General features: G+C 67.2%; 17 protein-coding genes and 1 tRNA gene. 5 read left to right on the forward strand and 13 right to left on the reverse strand.

Annotated features, from left to right (window positions below; translation table 11 throughout):
* Positions 1-283 precede the first annotated feature (283 nt).
* From C8K14_RS09450 to C8K14_RS22845, 10 genes are all read right to left on the reverse strand, one after another.
* The gene (locus C8K14_RS09450) at positions 284-697 is read right to left on the reverse strand and encodes a DUF3035 domain-containing protein (protein ID WP_022676779.1); all 414 of its coding nucleotides are present in this window, start codon (positions 695-697) and stop codon (positions 284-286) included.
* Positions 698-700: 3 nt separating this feature from the next.
* Positions 701-1,219 (reverse strand): signal peptidase II, encoded by a 519-nt coding sequence (lspA, locus tag C8K14_RS09455; protein ID WP_022676780.1) that lies wholly within the window; start codon positions 1,217-1,219, stop codon positions 701-703.
* Positions 1,216-3,972, reverse strand: coding sequence for an isoleucine--tRNA ligase (gene ileS, locus C8K14_RS09460; protein ID WP_107716465.1), 2,757 nt, complete (start codon positions 3,970-3,972; stop codon positions 1,216-1,218). Before ileS ends, lspA begins: the two co-directional genes overlap by 4 nt.
* A 218-nt stretch (positions 3,973-4,190) precedes the next feature.
* On the reverse strand, positions 4,191-5,243 hold the full coding sequence (locus C8K14_RS09465; protein ID WP_107716466.1) for a glycerophosphodiester phosphodiesterase family protein: 1,053 nt from the start codon (positions 5,241-5,243) through the stop codon (positions 4,191-4,193).
* Positions 5,244-5,352: 109 nt separating this feature from the next.
* Entirely contained in the window at positions 5,353-6,282 is a 930-nt protein-coding gene (locus tag C8K14_RS09470) for a bifunctional riboflavin kinase/FAD synthetase (RefSeq protein ID WP_171799254.1), read from the reverse strand.
* The gene (locus C8K14_RS09475) at positions 6,279-6,791 is read right to left on the reverse strand and encodes a dihydrofolate reductase (RefSeq protein ID WP_062783548.1); all 513 of its coding nucleotides are present in this window, start codon (positions 6,789-6,791) and stop codon (positions 6,279-6,281) included. The genes C8K14_RS09470 and C8K14_RS09475 overlap by 4 nt, the downstream gene beginning before the upstream one ends.
* 3 nt (positions 6,792-6,794) lie before the next feature.
* Positions 6,795-7,865 carry a 5-(carboxyamino)imidazole ribonucleotide synthase gene (locus C8K14_RS09480; protein ID WP_107716467.1) on the reverse strand — a complete coding sequence of 357 codons (1,071 nt, stop codon included), beginning with the start codon at positions 7,863-7,865 and terminating at the stop codon, positions 6,795-6,797.
* On the reverse strand, positions 7,862-8,359 hold the full coding sequence (gene purE, locus C8K14_RS09485) for a 5-(carboxyamino)imidazole ribonucleotide mutase (RefSeq protein WP_054131784.1): 498 nt from the start codon (positions 8,357-8,359) through the stop codon (positions 7,862-7,864). Before purE ends, C8K14_RS09480 begins: the two co-directional genes overlap by 4 nt.
* A gap of 32 nt (positions 8,360-8,391) precedes the next feature.
* Complete coding sequence (gene gpmA / locus C8K14_RS09490; protein ID WP_028657981.1) at positions 8,392-9,078, reverse strand: 2,3-diphosphoglycerate-dependent phosphoglycerate mutase; 687 nt, start codon at positions 9,076-9,078, stop codon at positions 8,392-8,394.
* Between the two features lie 73 nt (positions 9,079-9,151).
* Entirely contained in the window at positions 9,152-9,322 is a 171-nt protein-coding gene (locus C8K14_RS22845) for a hypothetical protein (RefSeq protein WP_166643383.1), read from the reverse strand.
* 144 nt (positions 9,323-9,466) lie between these two features.
* On the opposite strand from C8K14_RS22845, the gene C8K14_RS09495 reads away from it, so the two are divergent.
* A tRNA-Thr gene (locus C8K14_RS09495) sits at positions 9,467-9,541 on the forward strand.
* A gap of 37 nt (positions 9,542-9,578) precedes the next feature.
* On the opposite strand, the gene C8K14_RS09500 is transcribed toward C8K14_RS09495, so the two are convergent.
* Entirely contained in the window at positions 9,579-9,875 is a 297-nt protein-coding gene (locus C8K14_RS09500; protein WP_022676789.1) for a GNAT family N-acetyltransferase, read from the reverse strand.
* A gap of 72 nt (positions 9,876-9,947) precedes the next feature.
* On the opposite strand from C8K14_RS09500, the gene C8K14_RS09505 reads away from it, so the two are divergent.
* Together C8K14_RS09505 and C8K14_RS09510 are read left to right on the forward strand one after the other, a co-directional pair.
* Positions 9,948-10,964, forward strand: coding sequence for a low specificity L-threonine aldolase (locus tag C8K14_RS09505; RefSeq protein ID WP_107716468.1), 1,017 nt, complete (start codon positions 9,948-9,950; stop codon positions 10,962-10,964).
* On the forward strand, positions 10,961-11,884 hold the full coding sequence (locus tag C8K14_RS09510; protein ID WP_107716469.1) for a DMT family transporter: 924 nt from the start codon (positions 10,961-10,963) through the stop codon (positions 11,882-11,884). The genes C8K14_RS09505 and C8K14_RS09510 overlap by 4 nt, the downstream gene beginning before the upstream one ends.
* Here the strand turns inward: C8K14_RS09510 and C8K14_RS09515 are convergent.
* Positions 11,794-12,618, reverse strand: a complete 825-nt coding sequence (locus C8K14_RS09515) for an NAD(P)-dependent oxidoreductase (RefSeq protein ID WP_107716470.1) — start codon at positions 12,616-12,618, stop codon at positions 11,794-11,796. The genes C8K14_RS09510 and C8K14_RS09515 overlap by 91 nt on opposite strands.
* A gap of 213 nt (positions 12,619-12,831) precedes the next feature.
* Between C8K14_RS09515 and pepN the strand changes: the two genes are divergently transcribed.
* Both pepN and pgeF read left to right on the forward strand, forming a co-directional pair.
* On the forward strand, positions 12,832-15,441 hold the full coding sequence (gene pepN, locus C8K14_RS09520; protein WP_107716471.1) for an aminopeptidase N: 2,610 nt from the start codon (positions 12,832-12,834) through the stop codon (positions 15,439-15,441).
* Positions 15,438-16,199: a peptidoglycan editing factor PgeF gene (pgeF, locus tag C8K14_RS09525; protein ID WP_107716472.1), complete on the forward strand. Its 762-nt coding sequence runs from the start codon at positions 15,438-15,440 to the stop codon at positions 16,197-16,199. Before pepN ends, pgeF begins: the two co-directional genes overlap by 4 nt.
* Positions 16,200-16,205: 6 nt before the next feature.
* Here the strand turns inward: pgeF and C8K14_RS09530 are convergent, their stop codons facing one another.
* On the reverse strand, positions 16,206-16,631 hold the full coding sequence (locus C8K14_RS09530) for a GNAT family acetyltransferase (RefSeq protein WP_107716473.1): 426 nt from the start codon (positions 16,629-16,631) through the stop codon (positions 16,206-16,208).
* Position 16,632: the final 1 nt, after the last annotated feature.

Below are 16,632 nucleotides of genomic sequence, written 5' to 3' on the forward strand. Positions count from 1 at the left end.
CGCGCTGTTGGCAGCGCCGCCTGACGCAGGCGTGGTGTTCGTCGGCCTCTCCGCCGGGTTCGTTCCACTTGTTCGGGAACGATATAACATTTCATCATTGCAGCCAGCAAGGGCCGCTTGCGGCGCTTGCTGGCCCTATTTTACCTGAACGTAACATGAAGCAATGTCAGGAAATGCCGCTGCCCGCGTCACTTACCGCAAGGGCGGCGGCGCGGCGGGGCATGAAAAAGCCCGCCGGGAATGCCGGCGGGCCTTTTGCAATGCATGTCCTGGCGCGGCGCGATCAGCCCGGGATGGATGCGCGGGCAGCGGCGCCATCGCCCTGCGGCGCGGCGAGGATGTCCTTGACCTGGGCGCCCTTGGCGACGGTCTTGGTCTGCGGATCGCCCACCGTGCTGCGGATGCCGACGGCCGAAGCGCCAGCCTTGCCCAGGGTGTCGGTCTCCACCGCGCTGCGCGGCGCGGGGCCGCCGAACAGGGCATCGAGCGCCTGCTTCGACGAATCGACATCCTGCGGACGCGGCGCGCCGGGGTTGGGCGGGGTCAGCGCGAAATCGGGCGGAACGACCAGCGGCGCCTGGCGGCTGACGGCGAATTCGTCAGGGCGCACGCGGTTGAACAGCGAGCTGTTGGAGCTGCACGCAGCCAAAAAGCTCCCGGCCGAAACGAGAAAGGCAAGGGCGACGGCTTTGCGCATTACTTAAATCTCCGTAGGGCTGGGGCTGCCCGGCTCGCGCTTTTCGCGCGAAAACAGCGAACGGGCAAGCAGGATCAGCACGCCCAGCGTGATTGCCGCGTCCGCCAGGTTGAAAATCTGGAAGGGCCGAACCTCGCCGAAATGCAAATCGGCATAGTCGATCACATAGCCACGAGTGAAGCGGTCGTAGATGTTGCCCATCGCCCCGCCCAGGATCACGGCGAGGCCAGCCAGCTCGCCCATCGCCTTTTCGCGCAGCATCCAGATCGCCACGCCCAGCGCGATCAGCCCGGTCATGGCCAGCAGCGCCAGCCGGCCTTCGCTGGAACTGGCGCTGAGCAGGCCCAGCGACACCCCCAGGTTCTGCGTCCAGCGCAGGCTGAAAAAGCTGGTGATGTAGATAGCGCCCTGTTCGGGCAGGGCCAGCGGCCCGGCGATCCACGCCTTCACCCCCCGGTCCACCGCAAAGGTGGCCAGGGCCAGGGCAAACCCGGCCAGGCGGTTGCGCGTCAGCAAGCTCACGCGGCAGGCTCGTCGATGGCGGCAACCACGCTTTCGCAGCGGCCGCACAGCGCGCCGTCTTCGCTCACTTCGGGAAGGTGGCGCCAGCAACGGCCGCACTTGTGGTCATCGGTTCGGGTCACGGAAAGCTCCTGCCCACGCGCAACTGTCGCGCTGATGAACAGTTCCGCCAGGCCGCCTTCGGCTTCGGGGGCGTCGGCCGGCACGGTGACCTTGGCTTCCAGGCCCGAACCCAGCACCTTTTCGCGGCGCAGCGGCTCGATCGCCTCGTTCACGCTGGTGCGCAGCGCGCGCAGGCGTTCCCACTGTGCCATGTCCGCCTCTGCCGCCGGCAGTTCGGGCCATTCCAGCAGGTGTACCGAGGCGCCGGGATAGCGGCTCTGCCACACTTCCTCGGCGGTGAAGACCATGACTGGCGCGCCATAGCGCACCAGGGCGTGGAACAGCACGTCGAGCACGGTGCGATAGGCGCGGCGCTTGGCATCGGCCGGCGCATCGCAATAGAGGCTGTCCTTGCGGATATCGAAGAAGAAGGCCGAGAGGTCTTCGTTGCAGAACTCGGTCAGGCTGCGGACATAGGTGTTGAAGTCATAGTCCGCCACGGCCTGGCGCAGGGTGGCGTCGAGCCCGGCCAGGCGCGCCAGCATGTAGCGTTCCAGTTCGGGCATGTCCTGCGGTGCCACGCGCTCGTCTTCGCTGAACCCGTCGAGCGCGCCCAGCAGATAGCGATAGGTGTTGCGCAGCTTGCGATACTGGTCGGCCACGCCGGCGAGGATTTCCTTGCCGATGCGGTGATCCTCGGTGAAATCCACCGACAGCGCCCACAGCCGCAGGATATCGGCGCCGTAATCGCGCATCAGGTCCAGCGGGCTGATCGTGTTGCCCAGCGACTTGGACATCTTGAGGCCCTTGGCGTCCATGGTGAAGCCGTGGGTGAGCACGGCATCATAGGGCGCACGGCCACGCGTGGCGCAGCTTTCGAGCAGCGAGGACTGGAACCAGCCGCGATGCTGGTCGCTGCCTTCCAGGTAGAGATCGGCCGGCCAGCGCAGTTCGGGCCAGCGCCCGGATTCCAGCACGAAGGCGTGGGTGGAGCCGGAATCGAACCACACGTCGAGAATGTCGGTGATGCGCTCGTAATCATCGGCGTTGTAATCGGCGCCGAGGTATTCCTGCGCGCGCTCGTCGTCCCACGCGTCGACGCCCTCGGCCATGATCCCGGCGATGATCCGGGCGTTGACCGCGGGATCAGCCAGGTACTGGCCGGTCTGGCGGTTGACGAACAGCGTGATCGGCACGCCCCAGGCGCGCTGGCGCGACAGCACCCAGTCAGGCCGCCCTTCGACCATGGCGCCGATACGGTTGCGGCCCTTTTCCGGCACGAAGCGGGTGGCCGCGATCGCCGCCACGGCCTTTTCGCGCAAGCTGCCGCCCTCGCGGGCCTGGTCCATCGGCACGAACCACTGCGGCGTGCAGCGGAAGATCACCTTGGCCTTCGACCGCCACGAGTGGGGATAGGAATGCTTGTAGTCCGCGCTCGCCGCCATCAGCGCGCCGACTTCGGCCAGGGCCGCGCAGATCGGGCCATCGGGCGCGTTGAACTTGGGATTGATCACGCTGCCCTGGCCGGCCAGCCAGCCCCAGTCTTCGCGATACTTGCCATCGGCCGTGACGGCAAACTTGGGTTCGATCCCGTGCGCCTTGCACAGCTCGAAGTCGTCCTCGCCATGGTCGGGCGCCATGTGCACCAGGCCGGTGCCCGATTCGGTGGTGACGAAATCGCCAGCGAGCAGCGGGCGCGGTTCGGCAAAGAAGCCGCCCAGCGCGTGCATCGGGTGGCGGGCGATTGTGCCGGCGAGGTCGGCGCCTTTGCCGGTCCACAGCGGGGCTTCGAGTGTCAAGCCAAAGCGCGTGGCTGCCGCCTCGGCGAGCAGCGCGGCCAGCAGCACGCGCTTGTCGCCGGCCTGCACCAACACGTAATCGACCTCAGGCCCATAGGCGAGCGCCTGGTTCACCGGGATCGTCCACGGCGTGGTCGTCCAGATCACCGCATAGGCGCCCTTGAGCGCTTCGATCGGCGAATCCGTGATCTCGAAGGCCACGTCGATCTGGGTGGAAACGATGTCCTCGTATTCCACTTCGGCTTCGGCCAGTGCGGTCTTTTCCACCGGGCTCCACATCACCGGCTTGGCGCCGCGATAGAGCTGGCCAGATTCGGCGAACTTGAGCAGTTCGCCCACGATCGTCGCTTCGGCCTGGAAATCCATGGTCAGGTAGGGCCGGTCCCAGGCGGCGTTGATGCCCAGGCGCTTCAGCTGCTCGCGCTGCACGTCCACCCACTTCTGGGCATAGGCGCGGCATTCGGCGCGGAATTCCTTCGGGGGAACCTCGTCCTTGTTCTTCTTCTTCTTGCGGTATTCTTCCTCGACCTTCCACTCGATGGGCAGGCCGTGGCAATCCCAGCCGGGCACATAGGGCGCATCCTTGCCCAGCAGGGTCTGGGTGCGCACCACCATGTCTTTGAGGATATGGTTCAGTGCATGGCCGATGTGCATGTCGCCATTGGCATAGGGCGGGCCATCGTGAAGGATGAACTTTTCCCGGCCCTCGCGCGCGGCGCGCAGCTGGCCATAAATGTCCTCGTCCTGCCACCGCGCGAGAATCCCCGGCTCCTTTTGCGGGAGCCCGGCCTTCATGGGAAAATCGGTCTTCGGCAGGAAGACGGTCGATCGATAGTCGCGCGTTTCGGTCATGATCGGCGGGCCTTAGCGATCTGTGCGGATTCCTGCAAATGCCGGATGCAGTGAGAGGTACAAGAGGTGTCCCGCCGTCAGCATTCCACGTCACCCCGGGCTTGACCCGGGGTCCCGCTATTCTTCGACGAGCAGCGCAAGGTAGCCAGAAGAAGCTGGACCCCGGATCAAGTCCGGGGTGACGAACAGGTTGGGGTTGGGGGCGACACTGCCTCCCATCACGGCGTATTCTCGTCGCGGTCCTGCGCGGCCACGGCTTCGGCATTGGTGCGCGCGTCCATGTCGGGGCGCAGGGCGGGGCCGACGGTCCAGAAATTGTCGATCAGCACGGTGCCGTGGAACGATGCGGGCACCTGCGGCAATTCGCGCGCATGGCGTAGGCCGGTGCCCAGGGCATCGCCGCTGCCTTCGCTGGCCACCGCCATGACATGGCCGCCCACGCCCTCGATCCGCTGCTGCACGCGGTTGGGCCAGCCCCACAGGGTGATGGCGCCCCTGGGAAAGCTGTCTTCGAGCGCGGCGATCATCGTGGCGCCCTGGCAGCTGGCCGGCACCAGCGAGGTCCAGCCCTTCCAGCGATAATCGTTGGTGCAGGTGCGGCTTTGGACAGGGTCGATCGTCCAGGCGCCGGGCAGCGCCTGGTTCACCGCTGCCACCAGCGCGGCATTGCCGACAAAGCCCTCGCCCAGCGCGCGTGCATCGTGGCCATTGCGCTTGAGCGCGTCGACCAGCAGCGGCACCGCAGCCACGTCGTTGCCGGGAAAGCGATAGATAAAGCGGCCGCTCGCGCCGGCGGCCAGGATTTCGTCGAGCGAGGGAATCAGCCCGCGCCCCTTGCCGCGCAGGGGAAAGGTCTTGCCGCCATCGGCGCTATAGCCATAGCCGGCGTCGAGCCGGGCCAGCCCGGCCATGGTCATCTGCGTGACCGGGCCGGTCGCCTCGGTGCGGCAACCCAGATCGGCGTCGGGATAGAGCGCGAGATGGTTGTCGGCCGTGCGCACCACGTCGATCGCCACGTAATCGGCGCCCATGCGCCGCGCGGTGAACACCGAGCGGGCGGTATCTTCGAGAATGGCATGGAGTGGGGGCAGGATTTCCCGCGCCGGGCAAGGGGCATTGCGCCCGCCCGGCTTGTAATCCTGGGTGATGCCGCCGTTGGCGATCAGGCGCGGCCGCCCGGGCGCGGCGGTGACGATCCAGCTGGCATTGACGAAGGTGAGCACCAGAAAGGCCAGCGCCCCGGTAAACAGAGCGCCCCGCAACCACACCATGCCATGTCCTTTCCACCCAGCCCGATAAGATCGGGCCCCGCGCGATCAAGCCGTGGCGGGCTGGCCTGTCAACCAGGCAGCCGCCAATCGCGTCGAAACGGAGGAAAAATCAGGCGTTTTCCAGCAGCCGGCGCGCTTCCAGGCAATCGCGCGCCATTTGCGCCACCAGCGCATCCAGGCTGTCGAACTTGGCCTCGGGGCGCAGGAAGTGGTGGAAGCTGACTTCGATTTCCTGGCCATAGAGATCGCCGGTGAAATCGAAGAAGTGCGGCTCCAGCAGTTCCTTGGGCGGATCGAACGTGGGGCGGATGCCGACGTTGGCCGCACCCAGCAGTTCGCGCCCGTCGCACAGGCGGCCCTTGACGGCATAGATGCCATAGGCCGGGCGCAGATACTTGCCCATGGCCAGGTTGGCGGTGGGGAAATTGATCGTTCGGCCCACTTTGTCGCCATGCTGGACAATGCCGCGAATGGCAAAGGGCCGCGTCAGCAGCGCCGCCGCCGTGGCGCAATCGCCGGCCTTGAGCGCCTCGCGCACGCGGCTGGAAGACACCACCACGCCGTCGCGCTGCACCGGGCCCACCGCGCGGGCGGAAAGCCCGTATTGCGCGCCCAGTTCGCGCAGCACGGAGATGTTGCCGCCGCGCTGCTTGCCAAAGGTGAAATCCTCGCCGGTCACCACGCCGGCGGCGCCGATGCGATCGGCCAGCAACTGGCCCACGAAATCCTGCGCACTGGTCTGTGCCAGGGTGGCGTCAAATTCGAACACCAGCATGGCATCGGCGCCAGCGGCGGCGAACAGTTCCTGCCGCTGGTCGAGCGAGGTGAGGCGGAACGGCGGCGCCTTGGGATCGAAATGGCAGACCGGATGGGGATCGAACGTGGCGATCATCACCAGGCGGCCTTCGGCCCGCGCCCAGCGCACCGCTTCGGCCACCACGGCCTGGTGGCCCAGGTGGAACCCGTCGAAATTGCCCAGCGCCACGATGGCGCCGCGCCAGTTTTCAGGCACGCGCTCGCGTGCATAGAGCCGGATCATGGCGTGCTGCCTTCTTGTTGTGCATCGGCCCGTTCCAGCGTGACAAAGGCAAAGGCCGGATGGCCGGGGCCGGCCTCATGCTCGCTGCGGGCAATCTCGTGCCAGGCGGCATCGGGATAGGGCATCGTCGTATCGCCGCCAAACGCGCCATGCACCTCGGTCAATTCAAAGCGGCTGGCCAGCGGCGCAAACAGCGCGAGCATTTCCGCCCCGCCGATCACCGCGGCTTCTGCCTCATCGGCCACGCTCGCCAGCGCTTCGTCCAGGCTGTGCACCACCTGCGCGCCCGGCGCCGACCAGGCCGCATCGCGGGTCAGCACCACGTGGCGGCGGCCAGGCAGCAGGCCGGGCAGCGATTCGAAGGTCTTGCGGCCCATGATCATCGGCTTGCCCATGGTCAGGGCCTTGAACCGCTTGAGATCGGCGGGAATGTGCCAGGCGAGCTTGCCCTTGTCGCCGATCGTGCCGTCCTGGGCCCGCGCCACGATCAGGAACAACGCCGCGCCCATGGCTTACTTCACCAGCCGGGTAACATGGCCCATCTTGCGGCCCGGGCGCGTTTCCGCCTTGCCATAGAGGTGCAGGTGGTTGGCCGGATCGGCCAGCAGTTGCGGCCAGGCATCGGCCGCTTCGCCGATCAGGTTGTCCATCACCGCGCCCTGGGTGACGAGTTCGGTGCTGCCCAGCGGCAGGCCGAGGATCGCGCGCACGTGATTCTCGAACTGGCTGGCGATGGCTCCTTCGATGCTCCAGTGCCCGGAATTGTGCACGCGCGGCGCCATTTCGTTGAACACCGGGCCATCCTGCGTCGCAAAGAATTCCAGCGTCAGCACGCCGACATAGTCCAGCGCGGCGGCCACTTGCTTGGCCAGCGCGCGCGCGGCGGGCACTTGCGCGGCGATCTCGGCCGGGGCGGGCACGGTGGAGCGCGCCAGGATGCCGTCTTCGTGCTCGTTGCGGGCGCTGTCCCAGAACTGCACGCTGCCATCCTGGGCGCGCACCAGGATCACCGAAAATTCGCCGAAGAACTCGACGAAGCCTTCGTAGATCAGCGGCACGGCGGGCAAGTCCAGCCCGGCGGCGTCGGCCGGCGTCATGATGCGCCACTGACCCTTGCCGTCATAGCCATCGCGCCGGGTCTTGAGAATGCCGGGGGCACCGATCGTTGCCACGGCGCGGGCAAGATCCTCCGCCCCGTCCGCCTGCATCCACGGCGCCGGGCGGCCGCCCAGCGTTTCCACGAACGATTTCTCGTTCACACGGTCCTGCGCCACTTCCAGCGCGCGCGCGGGCGGAAAGAGCGCGGCATGGGGCAGGATCGCTGCCAGCGGCGCGGCTGCCACGTTCTCGAATTCATAAGTGACGACGGCCACTTGCGCGGCAAAGGCAGCGAGCGCGGCTTCGTCGTCATACGTGCCCTGGGTATAGGCCGCGCTCACCTGCGCCGCGACGGATTCCGCGCGCGGTTCGGGGGCATAGACATGCGCGCAATAACCCAGCTGCGCGGCGGCCAGGGCCATCATCCGGCCCAGTTGCCCGCCGCCCAGGATGCCGATCGTCGCGCCAGGGCCAAACGTCTTCATTGCGGACGCTCGGCCACGGCATCCGTCTGCGCCTGGCGGAACGCGATCAAGCGCTGTGCCAGCGCCGCGTCGGTCGTCGCCAGGATCGAAGCCGCCAGGATGCCGGCATTGGTGGCGCCCGGCGCGCCGATCGCCAGGGTGCCTACCGGAATGCCGCCGGGCATCTGCACGATCGAGAGCAGGCTATCCATGCCCTTGAGCGCCTTGGATTCCACCGGCACGCCCAGCACGGGCAGATGCGTCATCGATGCGACCATGCCCGGCAGGTGCGCCGCGCCGCCGGCCCCTGCGATCACCACCTTGAAGCCGGCGGTGTGCGCGGTCTTGGCAAAGTCCACCAGCCGATCAGGCGTGCGATGGGCCGAAACGATGCGGCATTCGTGGGCCACCCCCAGCTTTTCCAGCACGGCGGCGGCGTTCTTCATCGTTTCCCAGTCGGACTGGCTGCCCATGATGATGGCAACCTGCGCGCCGACTTGCGCACTTTCACTCATCCCAAATCCCCCATCGGGCGTCGGTGCGCTCCTCAGCGCTCCGACAGGTAATAGCGTTCCACTTCGGCCAGGTTGTCGTCCAGTTCATAGACGATCGGCTGGCCGGTGGGGATTTCCAGGCCGGTGATATCGGCATCGGAAATGCCCGACAGGTGCTTGACCAGCGCGCGCAGCGAATTGCCATGGGCCGAAACGATCACGGTTTCCCCGGCCTTGAGCGCCGGCACGATCAGTTCCTCATAGGCCGGCAGCACGCGCGCGATGGTGTCCTTGAGGCTTTCGGTGGCGGGCACAGGAATGCCGGCATAGCGCGGATCGCTGGCCAGATCGAACGCGCTGCCCGCTTCGAGCACCGGCGGCGGAATGTCGAAGCTGCGGCGCCACACCTTGACCTGCTCGTCACCATGCTTGGCGGCGGTTTCGGCCTTGTCGAGGCCGGTCAGCCCGCCATAGTGCCGCTCGTTGAGGCGCCAGTCCTTGGTTTCGGGCACCCACAGGCGGCCGGCCGCTTCCAGCGCCAGGTGCAGCGTCTTGATCGCGCGGGTCTGGAGCGAGGTGAACGCCACCGTGGGCAGCACGCCCTTGTCTTTCAGCAGCTGGCCGGCGGCAAAGGCTTCGGCCGCGCCCTTTTCGGTCACGTCAACGTCCCACCAGCCGGTGAAGCGGTTTTCCAGGTTCCATTGCGACTGGCCGTGACGAATCAGGATCAAACGGGGCATCGAGGCTTCCTGCTGCAAGAAAGGAGACAAGAACGCGGCCCCTAGCGGGCCGGGGGCGATTTGGAAAGGCGAGTCACGCCGATTCGCCGCCATTCTCCCAGCGCTGCGGCGCCATTTCTTCTTGGGTCTCTGAAAGCGCGCGCGCCTGTGCTTTGCGGCGGCGCAGGTTCTCGCGCAGGCGCTGGGCAAGGCGCTCTTCGCGGCGGGCGGCAGGCGATGGGGTTTTCGACAGGTTCATGGCCATGGTTCTTTGCCGCGCGAATTTTTTGCCGGCAACCCCGCTTGACTTTGCCAACCCGTGCGGCCAATAGCGCGCCTCCACCGGCGGCAAGGCCCCGATGGCACGAAGCCCAGGCGCCCGGCGCCCCGGCTTTCGCGGAAATGGTGTGCTGCTGTAGCTCAGTGGTAGAGCGCATCCTTGGTAAGGCTGAGGTCGGGAGTTCAATCCTCCCCAGCAGCACCATTTCCCGGCAAACCCAGCCAGATCAGAACGTTCGCGCTCAGGCCTGCAGGTCGGCCCATTCGGGATGGCGGCGGAATTGCGCGGCAACATAGCTGCACGCCGGCACCACTTTCCAGCCTTGCTCGCGCGCGTCGGCAATAAGTGCGTCCACCAGCCGTGCGGCCACGCCGCGCCCACCGATGGCGCTGGGCACCAGGGTGTGATCGGCCACGACCACGCCGGGCGCTGCCTCGCGCCAGGTCAGCACGCCTTGGGCGGATTCGTTGGCCACGCTGGCATGATAGGCGCCGTGGCTGCCCTGGTTGTCGTGGGTGATGGAAACGGTCTGGTCCACGGCGGTTCTCCCTGCACCCTGCAACAACGGGTGGCTTGACCGCACAACGCCTTCGCAGGCAGTGCGGTTTCCATGCATTTCTTCTCTGACAACGCCGCTTCCGTCCACCCCCGCGTCTGGGCCGCGATGCAGGCCGCCGACGCGCCCGACTTTCCCTATGATGCCGATGCGCAGAGCCGCGCGCTGGACGAGGCGTTTTCCGCGCTGTTCGGCACGCCCTGCGCCGCGCTGTGGGTGGCCACCGGCACGGCGGCCAATTGCCTGGCGTTGAGCGCGATGGTGCCGCCGCACGGCGCCGTGGTCTGCCACCGCGAGGCGCATATCGAGATGGACGAGGGCGGCGCGCCGGGCTTTTTCACCCATGGCGCCAAGCTGATCCTGGCCCAGGGCGATGGCGCGCTGTTGACGCCCGAAAGCATTGCCGCCGCGATCGATCCGATTCGCCCCGGCGTGCACCAGGTGCAGCCGCATGCCATCTCGATCACCCAGGCCAGCGAATATGGCCGCGCCTATCGCCCGCACGAAGTGGCCGCGATCGGCTCGCTGGCACGCACGCGCGGCCTGATGCTGCACATGGATGGTGCGCGCTTTGCCAATGCCGTGGCGTTCCTCGATTGCGATCCTGCCGCGCTCACCGCGCAGGCCGGGGTCGATGCCTTGAGCTTTGGCTTCGTCAAGAACGGCGGGCTCGGGGCAGAGGCGATCGTGCTGTTCGACGAGGATCTGGCCGATGTGATCCGCTTCCGCCGCAAGCGCGCCGGGCACCTGCAATCCAAGGGCCGCTATCTGGCGGCGCAGATCCTGGCCATGCTGGAGCATGACCTGTGGCTGGCCAATGCCCGTGCCGCCAATGCCGCCGCGCAGGAACTGGCCACGGCCTGCGCCGGGCGCCTGCTGCATGCGGTGGAGGCGAACGAGCTGTTCGTGACGCTGAGCGATGTGGAAAAGACCACGCTGCGCGGCATGGGGTTTGATTTCTATGATTGGCCCGCGCCAGCCGGCTCGCCGGGTGCGGCCCGGCTGGTCACCGCGTGGAACAGCGATCCGGCCCATGTTGCCGCGCTGGCCCGCGCGATTCGCACGCTGTGAGCGCAGCCTCTCCCGCCCCGCCGGAAAGCCTGTGGCGGCCGCGCGTGGTTATCCCGTTCCTGGCCGTGGCGCTGATCTGGGGTTCCACCTGGCTGGTGATCAAGGGACAGGCCGGCAGCGTGCCGCCAAGCTGGTCGGTGTGCTATCGCTTTGCCTTGGCGGCGCTGGGCACCTTTGTGCTGGCCGTGCTGCGCAGGGATCGCCTCGCGCTCGATCGCCAGGGCTGGACGCTGGCCCTGAGCATCGGCTTCTTTCACTTCACGATCAATTACCAGTTCCTCTATCCCGCCGAACAGCACCTGACATCGGGCCTGGTCGCGGTGCTTTATGCGCTGCTGATGGTACCCAATGCCGTGCTGGCCCACGTCTTCCTGGGGCAACGCGTGCCGCGCGGGTTCTGGGCCGGTTCGGCCGTGGCGCTGGCGGGAATTGCCCTGCTGGTCTTGCACGAAGTGCGCGTGGCGCCGGCCACGACCACGCCGTGGCTGGGCATCGCCATGGTGACGGTTTCCATCCTGGCGGCATCGGTGGCCAACGTGATCCAGGCCTCGGGCGCGGCGCGGGCGCGACCGGTGGTGCCGATCCTGGCCTGGGCCATGACCATCGGCGCGCTGATCGACGGGCTGGTGGCGCTGGTGCTGGCCGGGCCGCCGACGGTCGACTGGACTTGGTCCTATGTCTCGGGCGTGCTCTATCTGGCGATCGTGGGTTCGGTGATCACGTTCCCGCTCTATTTCCAGCTGCTCAAAGACATGGGCGCGGGCCGCGCGGCGTATAATGGCGTGCTGGTGCCGGTGGTGGCCATGGCGCTGTCGACCGTGTTCGAGGATTACCGCTGGTCGCTGCTGGCCGCAGGTGGCTCTGTCCTGGCGATGGTCGGGCTGGTCATGGCGCTCAAAGCGCGCAACCCTTCGCGATAGGTGGGATAGGCCGGGCGCCAGCCCAGCACGCGGCGCGCCTTGCCCGCGGCAATGCGGCGGCTTTCGGCATAAAACCCCCGCGCCATGGTAGAAAGCTGCGCTTCATCGGCGGTGAGCAGCGGCGGGAGGGGCAAGCCGGTGAGTCGCGCGGCCTCTTCCACCACGGTGTTCTGGCTGGCGGGTTCGTCGTCGGCCAGGTTATAGACGCCGGGCGGCCCGGCAAAGGCGGCGATCGTAGCGCCGGCAATGTCGTCCACATGGATGCGGCTGAACACCTGATCGCGGGCGATGATGCGATGCGCGGTGCCTTCGCGCAGCTTGTCGATTACGCTGCGCCCCGGGCCATAGATGCCGGGCAGGCGCAGCACGCGCACGCGAGGATCGAGCGCCTGCCAAGCCAGGTCTGCCGCCACACGCGCGGAACGCCGCCCGCCGCCGATCGGTGCGGTTTCATCCACCCAGGCGCCGCGCGCATCGCCATAGACCCCGGTGGACGACCAATAGCCGATCCACGCGCCCGGCCAGTTGGCCAATGCCGCGCCATAGGTTTCCAGCACCGGATCGCCGCCTTCGCGCGCAGGCGGCACCGAAGACAGCACATGGCTGGCCTGCGCCAGGGCGGCGTGGACGGCGGCGCTATCGGCAAAGGCGATCGTGCCGGCGCGGCCAGTGCCGCTGACCTGCCAGCCTTGGGCGCGCAGGGCCTTGGCCAGCACTTGCGCGGCATAGCCCATGCCAAAGATGAACAGGTGGCTTGGCTGTTTAGCTTCGTCACCCCGGCCTTGATCCGGGGTCCCGCTGTGTTTGCTGTCACTCATGCTTGGCGCAGGGCCTCCACCTATCCCCAGCCCCTCCTTGCGAAGCAGAGAGGGCTTAAACCCGGCAATTATCCCCTGTTTCCGATTTGCTCAATTGCCCCAAGGCCTGCGGCTTCCTAAGTCTGTGCCATGAAGGATTCAGCCAGCCAGCCGCCCGTCGTGATCCAGCGCGCCGATTATCGCCCGCCCGCCTGGCTGGTGCCCGATATCGCGCTCGATTTCCTGCTCGATCTTGCCGCCACGCAGGTGACGGCGACGCTCGATGTGGAGCGCAACGCGGCTGGCGATGGCGGGCCGCTGCGCCTCAACGGCGATGGCCTGCTGGCGCAGAGCGTCTCCGTGGATGGCGAGCCGCACAGTGCCTGGGCCATTGATGGCGACGATCTGGTGGTGGAACTGCCGGGCGATGCCCATCAGGTGACGATCGAAACCACGATCGATCCCACGGCCAATACCCAGTTGTCCGGCCTCTATGCCTCGGGCGGGCTGCTGTGCACCCAGTGCGAGGCCGAGGGCTTTCGCCGCATCACCTTCTTCCCTGACCGGCCCGACGTGCTCAGCCGCTATACCGTCACGCTCACGGCGGACAAGGCGGCGTTCCCGGTGCTGCTGTCGAACGGCAATCCGATGGACAGCGGCGAGGAAGACGATGGCACGCACTGGGCGATCTGGCACGATCCCTGGCCCAAGCCGTCGTACCTCTTTGCCCTGGTCGCCGGTGATCTGATTGCCATGCGCGATCGCTTCACCACCGCGTCGGGGCGCGACGTTGACCTGGCGATCTGGGTGCGCGCGGGCGATGAAACCCGCACTGCCCATGCCATGCGCGCGCTGATCGCCTCGATGGACTGGGACGAAAAGGTCTATGGCCGGGAATACGATCTCGACCTGTTCAACATCGTGGCTGTTTCCGATTTCAACGCCGGGGCGATGGAGAACAAGGGGCTGAACATCTTCAATACCCGCTATATCCTGGCCGACCCGGAAACCGCGACCGACGCCGATTACGACGGCGTGGAAGGCGTGGTGGCGCACGAGTATTTCCACAACTGGTCGGGCAACCGCGTGACCTGCCGCGACTGGTTCCAGCTTTCCCTGAAGGAAGGCTTCACCGTGCTGCGCGACCAGCAGTTCTCGGCTGATCAGGGCTCTGCCCCGGTCAAGCGGATCGAGGATGTGCGCGTGTTGCGCAGCGCCCAGTTCCCTGAGGATTCGGGACCGCTGGCGCACCCGATCCGCCCCGATTCCTATCAGGAAATCAGCAATTTCTACACGGCAACCGTCTATAACAAGGGGGCCGAGGTCATCCGCATGATGACCGTGCTGGCCGGCTCGGAAAGGTTCCGCGCGGGGACGGACCTTTATTTCGAGCGCCACGATGGCGAGGCCGCGACCTGCGAGGATTTCGTCACCGCGATCGAGGATGGCGCCGGGCTCGACCTCAAGCAGTTCCGCCGCTGGTACGAGCAGGCCGGTACGCCGCAGGTGGACGTGGGCATGACCCACGATGCCGCCAGCGGCACGGTGACCCTGGCGTTCAAGCAGACCGTGCCGCCCACGCCGGGCCAGCCGGTAAAGCAGCCGATGGTCATTCCGCTGCGCACGGCGCTGTTCGATCGGGCTACCGGCCGCCATGGCGGCGAACACCTCATCGTGCTGGCTGACGCCGCGCAGACCTTTACCTTTGACGGCTTTGCCGAGGCGCCGGTGCTGTCGATCAACCGCGGGTTTTCGGCGCCCGTGGCGATCAATGCGCCGCAAAGCGTGGAAGACCTGGTGTTCCTCGCCGGCCACGATGACGATGCCTTTGCCCGCTATGAAGCGATGCAGCAACTGGTGGTGCAGCATCTGGTGGCGGCGGTCGAAGGGCGGCTCGATGATGCATCGCGCGAGGCTGGCCGCGCCGCGATCGGCGGGGCGCTGGGCGCGATCCTGGCCGATGCCGCGCTGGATGACCTGATGCGCGGCGAACTGGTCATGCTGCCGGGCGAGGCCTATCTGGCCGAGCAGATCAATCCGGTCGATCCGGCGCGCGTTCACGCCGAGCGCGAAGCACTCAAGGCCTGGCTGGGCCGTGAACTGGGCGACGCTTGGCGCGGCCTGCACGATCGCTGCACGGCGGTGCCCTATGGCCTTGATGCCGCGGCGCGCGGCGCGCGCAAGCTCAAGACCCAGGCGCTGGTCTATCTCGCTGCTGCCGATCCGGTCGAGGCGGCGCAGCGCGCCAAGGCGCAGTATGATGCGGCCGACAACATGACCGATCGTCAGGGCGCGCTGATGGTGCTGTGTGGGCTGGACGTGCCCGCGCGCGACGACGCGCTGGCGCATTTCCACGCTCGCTTTGCCGATAACCGGCTGGTGATCGACAAGTGGTTCTCGCTCCAGGCCGGCTCGCTCCATCCGCGCGCTCTCGATCATGTGCGCGCCCTGGCGCAGCATGCCGATTTCACCCTGACCAATCCCAACCGCGTGCGGGCGCTCTACATGGCATTTGCCGCCAATCCCCAGGCGTTCCATGCGGCCGATGGCGCCGGCTATGCGCTGATTGCCGATCTGATTCTGGCACTCGATCCGATCAACGGCAACGTGGCGGCGCGGTTCGTGGCGCCGCTGGGCCGTTGGCGGCGGATCGAGCCGGTGCGCGCCGCGCTGATGCGTGCGCAGCTGGAGCGGATCGCCGCCGCACCGCGCCTGTCACGCGATGTGCGCGAACAGGTGAGCAAGAGCCTGGACGGATGAGCGTAGAGGTTCTCACCCACCCCGCGCTGGACGGTGCTGCCCATGGCTTCCTCGGGCGGCGCGGCGGGGTTTCCGCCGGCATTCATGCCGGGCTCAATGTAGGTTGGGGCAGTGAGGACGATCCCGCCGCCACGGCCGAAAACCGCCGCCGCGCCACTGCGGCGGTGCTGCCGGGGGCCACGCTGGTCTGCGCCTATCAGGTGCATTCGGCCGATGTCATCACCGTGGACCAGCCGTGGGACGAGGCAGACCGCCCGCGTGGCGACGCTCTCGTCACCCGCCAGCGTGGCGTGCTGCTGGGCATTTTGACGGCCGATTGCGCGCCGGTGCTGTTTCACGATCCCCATGCTGGGGTAATCGGCGCGGCGCATGCCGGCTGGCGCGGCGCGTTCGACGGCGTCACCGATCGCACCGTTGCGGCAATGGAGGCGCTGGGCGCCGATCGCGCGGCGATCGTGGCGGTGGTCGGCCCGTGCATCGGCCAGAAAAGCTATGAGGTGGATGCCGGGTTCGAAGACCGCTTCCTGGCCCAGTCAGCCGAAAACGAACGCTTTTTCCGCGCTGGCAAGGCCGGCCACGCCTGGTTCGACCTGCCTGGCTATGTCGCGCATCGGCTCCACGCGTTTGGCGTGGGCTTGATCGGCATGCTGGACGAAGATACCTACGCCCAGCCCGACCGCTTCTTCTCGTTCCGCCGCGCCACCCATGCCGGGGAGCCGGGCTATGGCCGCGAGATTTCGCTGATCGGGCTGAAGTAGGGCACCCTACCGCCCGTCGAGGCGGCGACCGAGGGTTTCCACCGCCTGGGGTTCGTATCCCAGCGCGGCATAGAAGGCCTTGGTCGCCAGGTTGTCGGCACGGACCATCAGCATCAGCTTGGGGCAGTCGCGCGCGGCAAGCCACTGTTCGGCGGCCTGCATCAGCGCGCGGCCCAGGCCCTGGCGCTGAAACGCCGGGGCCACGCCCAGGTAATAGACCCAGCCGCGATGGCCGTCATAGCCGACCATGATCGTGGCCGCAGGCGTCCCCTCCTGCTCGGCCAGGATCACGGTGCAGGCCGGGTTTTCCATCGCCAGATGATAGTCCGTGGCCGGATCGTTCCACGGCCGGGTCAGCCCCGCCGCCTGCCACAACGCGATCACGGCGTGGGCATCGGCAGGGCCGGCTTCTCGCAAGACAGGCTGGGCCATG

Source organism: Novosphingobium sp. GV079, assembly GCF_003058045.1.
In the GTDB taxonomy this organism is placed as follows: domain Bacteria; phylum Pseudomonadota; class Alphaproteobacteria; order Sphingomonadales; family Sphingomonadaceae; genus Novosphingobium; species Novosphingobium capsulatum.

What these genes read in the sequence shown, in the direction of transcription:
- C8K14_RS09450 (WP_022676779.1), bottom strand. Translation starts at nt 697, where the DNA reads ATGCGCAAAGCCGTCGCCCTTGCCTTTCTCGTTTCGGCCGGGAGCTTT.
- ileS (WP_107716465.1), bottom strand. Translation starts at nt 3,972, where the DNA reads ATGACCGAAACGCGCGACTATCGATCGACCGTCTTCCTGCCGAAGACC.
- C8K14_RS09465 (WP_107716466.1), bottom strand. Translation starts at nt 5,243, where the DNA reads ATGGTGTGGTTGCGGGGCGCTCTGTTTACCGGGGCGCTGGCCTTTCTG.
- C8K14_RS09470 (WP_171799254.1), bottom strand. Translation starts at nt 6,282, where the DNA reads ATGATCCGGCTCTATGCACGCGAGCGCGTGCCTGAAAACTGGCGCGGC.
- C8K14_RS09475 (WP_062783548.1), bottom strand. Translation starts at nt 6,791, where the DNA reads ATGGGCGCGGCGTTGTTCCTGATCGTGGCGCGGGCCCAGGACGGCACG.
- C8K14_RS09480 (WP_107716467.1), bottom strand. Translation starts at nt 7,865, where the DNA reads ATGAAGACGTTTGGCCCTGGCGCGACGATCGGCATCCTGGGCGGCGGG.
- purE (WP_054131784.1), bottom strand. Translation starts at nt 8,359, where the DNA reads ATGAGTGAAAGTGCGCAAGTCGGCGCGCAGGTTGCCATCATCATGGGC.
- gpmA (WP_028657981.1), bottom strand. Translation starts at nt 9,078, where the DNA reads ATGCCCCGTTTGATCCTGATTCGTCACGGCCAGTCGCAATGGAACCTG.
- C8K14_RS22845 (WP_166643383.1), bottom strand. Translation starts at nt 9,322, where the DNA reads ATGGCCATGAACCTGTCGAAAACCCCATCGCCTGCCGCCCGCCGCGAA.
- C8K14_RS09505 (WP_107716468.1), top strand. Translation starts at nt 9,948, where the DNA reads ATGCATTTCTTCTCTGACAACGCCGCTTCCGTCCACCCCCGCGTCTGG.
- C8K14_RS09515 (WP_107716470.1), bottom strand. Translation starts at nt 12,618, where the DNA reads ATGGGCTATGCCGCGCAAGTGCTGGCCAAGGCCCTGCGCGCCCAAGGC.
- pepN (WP_107716471.1), top strand. Translation starts at nt 12,832, where the DNA reads ATGAAGGATTCAGCCAGCCAGCCGCCCGTCGTGATCCAGCGCGCCGAT.
- pgeF (WP_107716472.1), top strand. Translation starts at nt 15,438, where the DNA reads ATGAGCGTAGAGGTTCTCACCCACCCCGCGCTGGACGGTGCTGCCCAT.
- C8K14_RS09530 (WP_107716473.1), bottom strand. Translation starts at nt 16,631, where the DNA reads ATGGCCCAGCCTGTCTTGCGAGAAGCCGGCCCTGCCGATGCCCACGCC.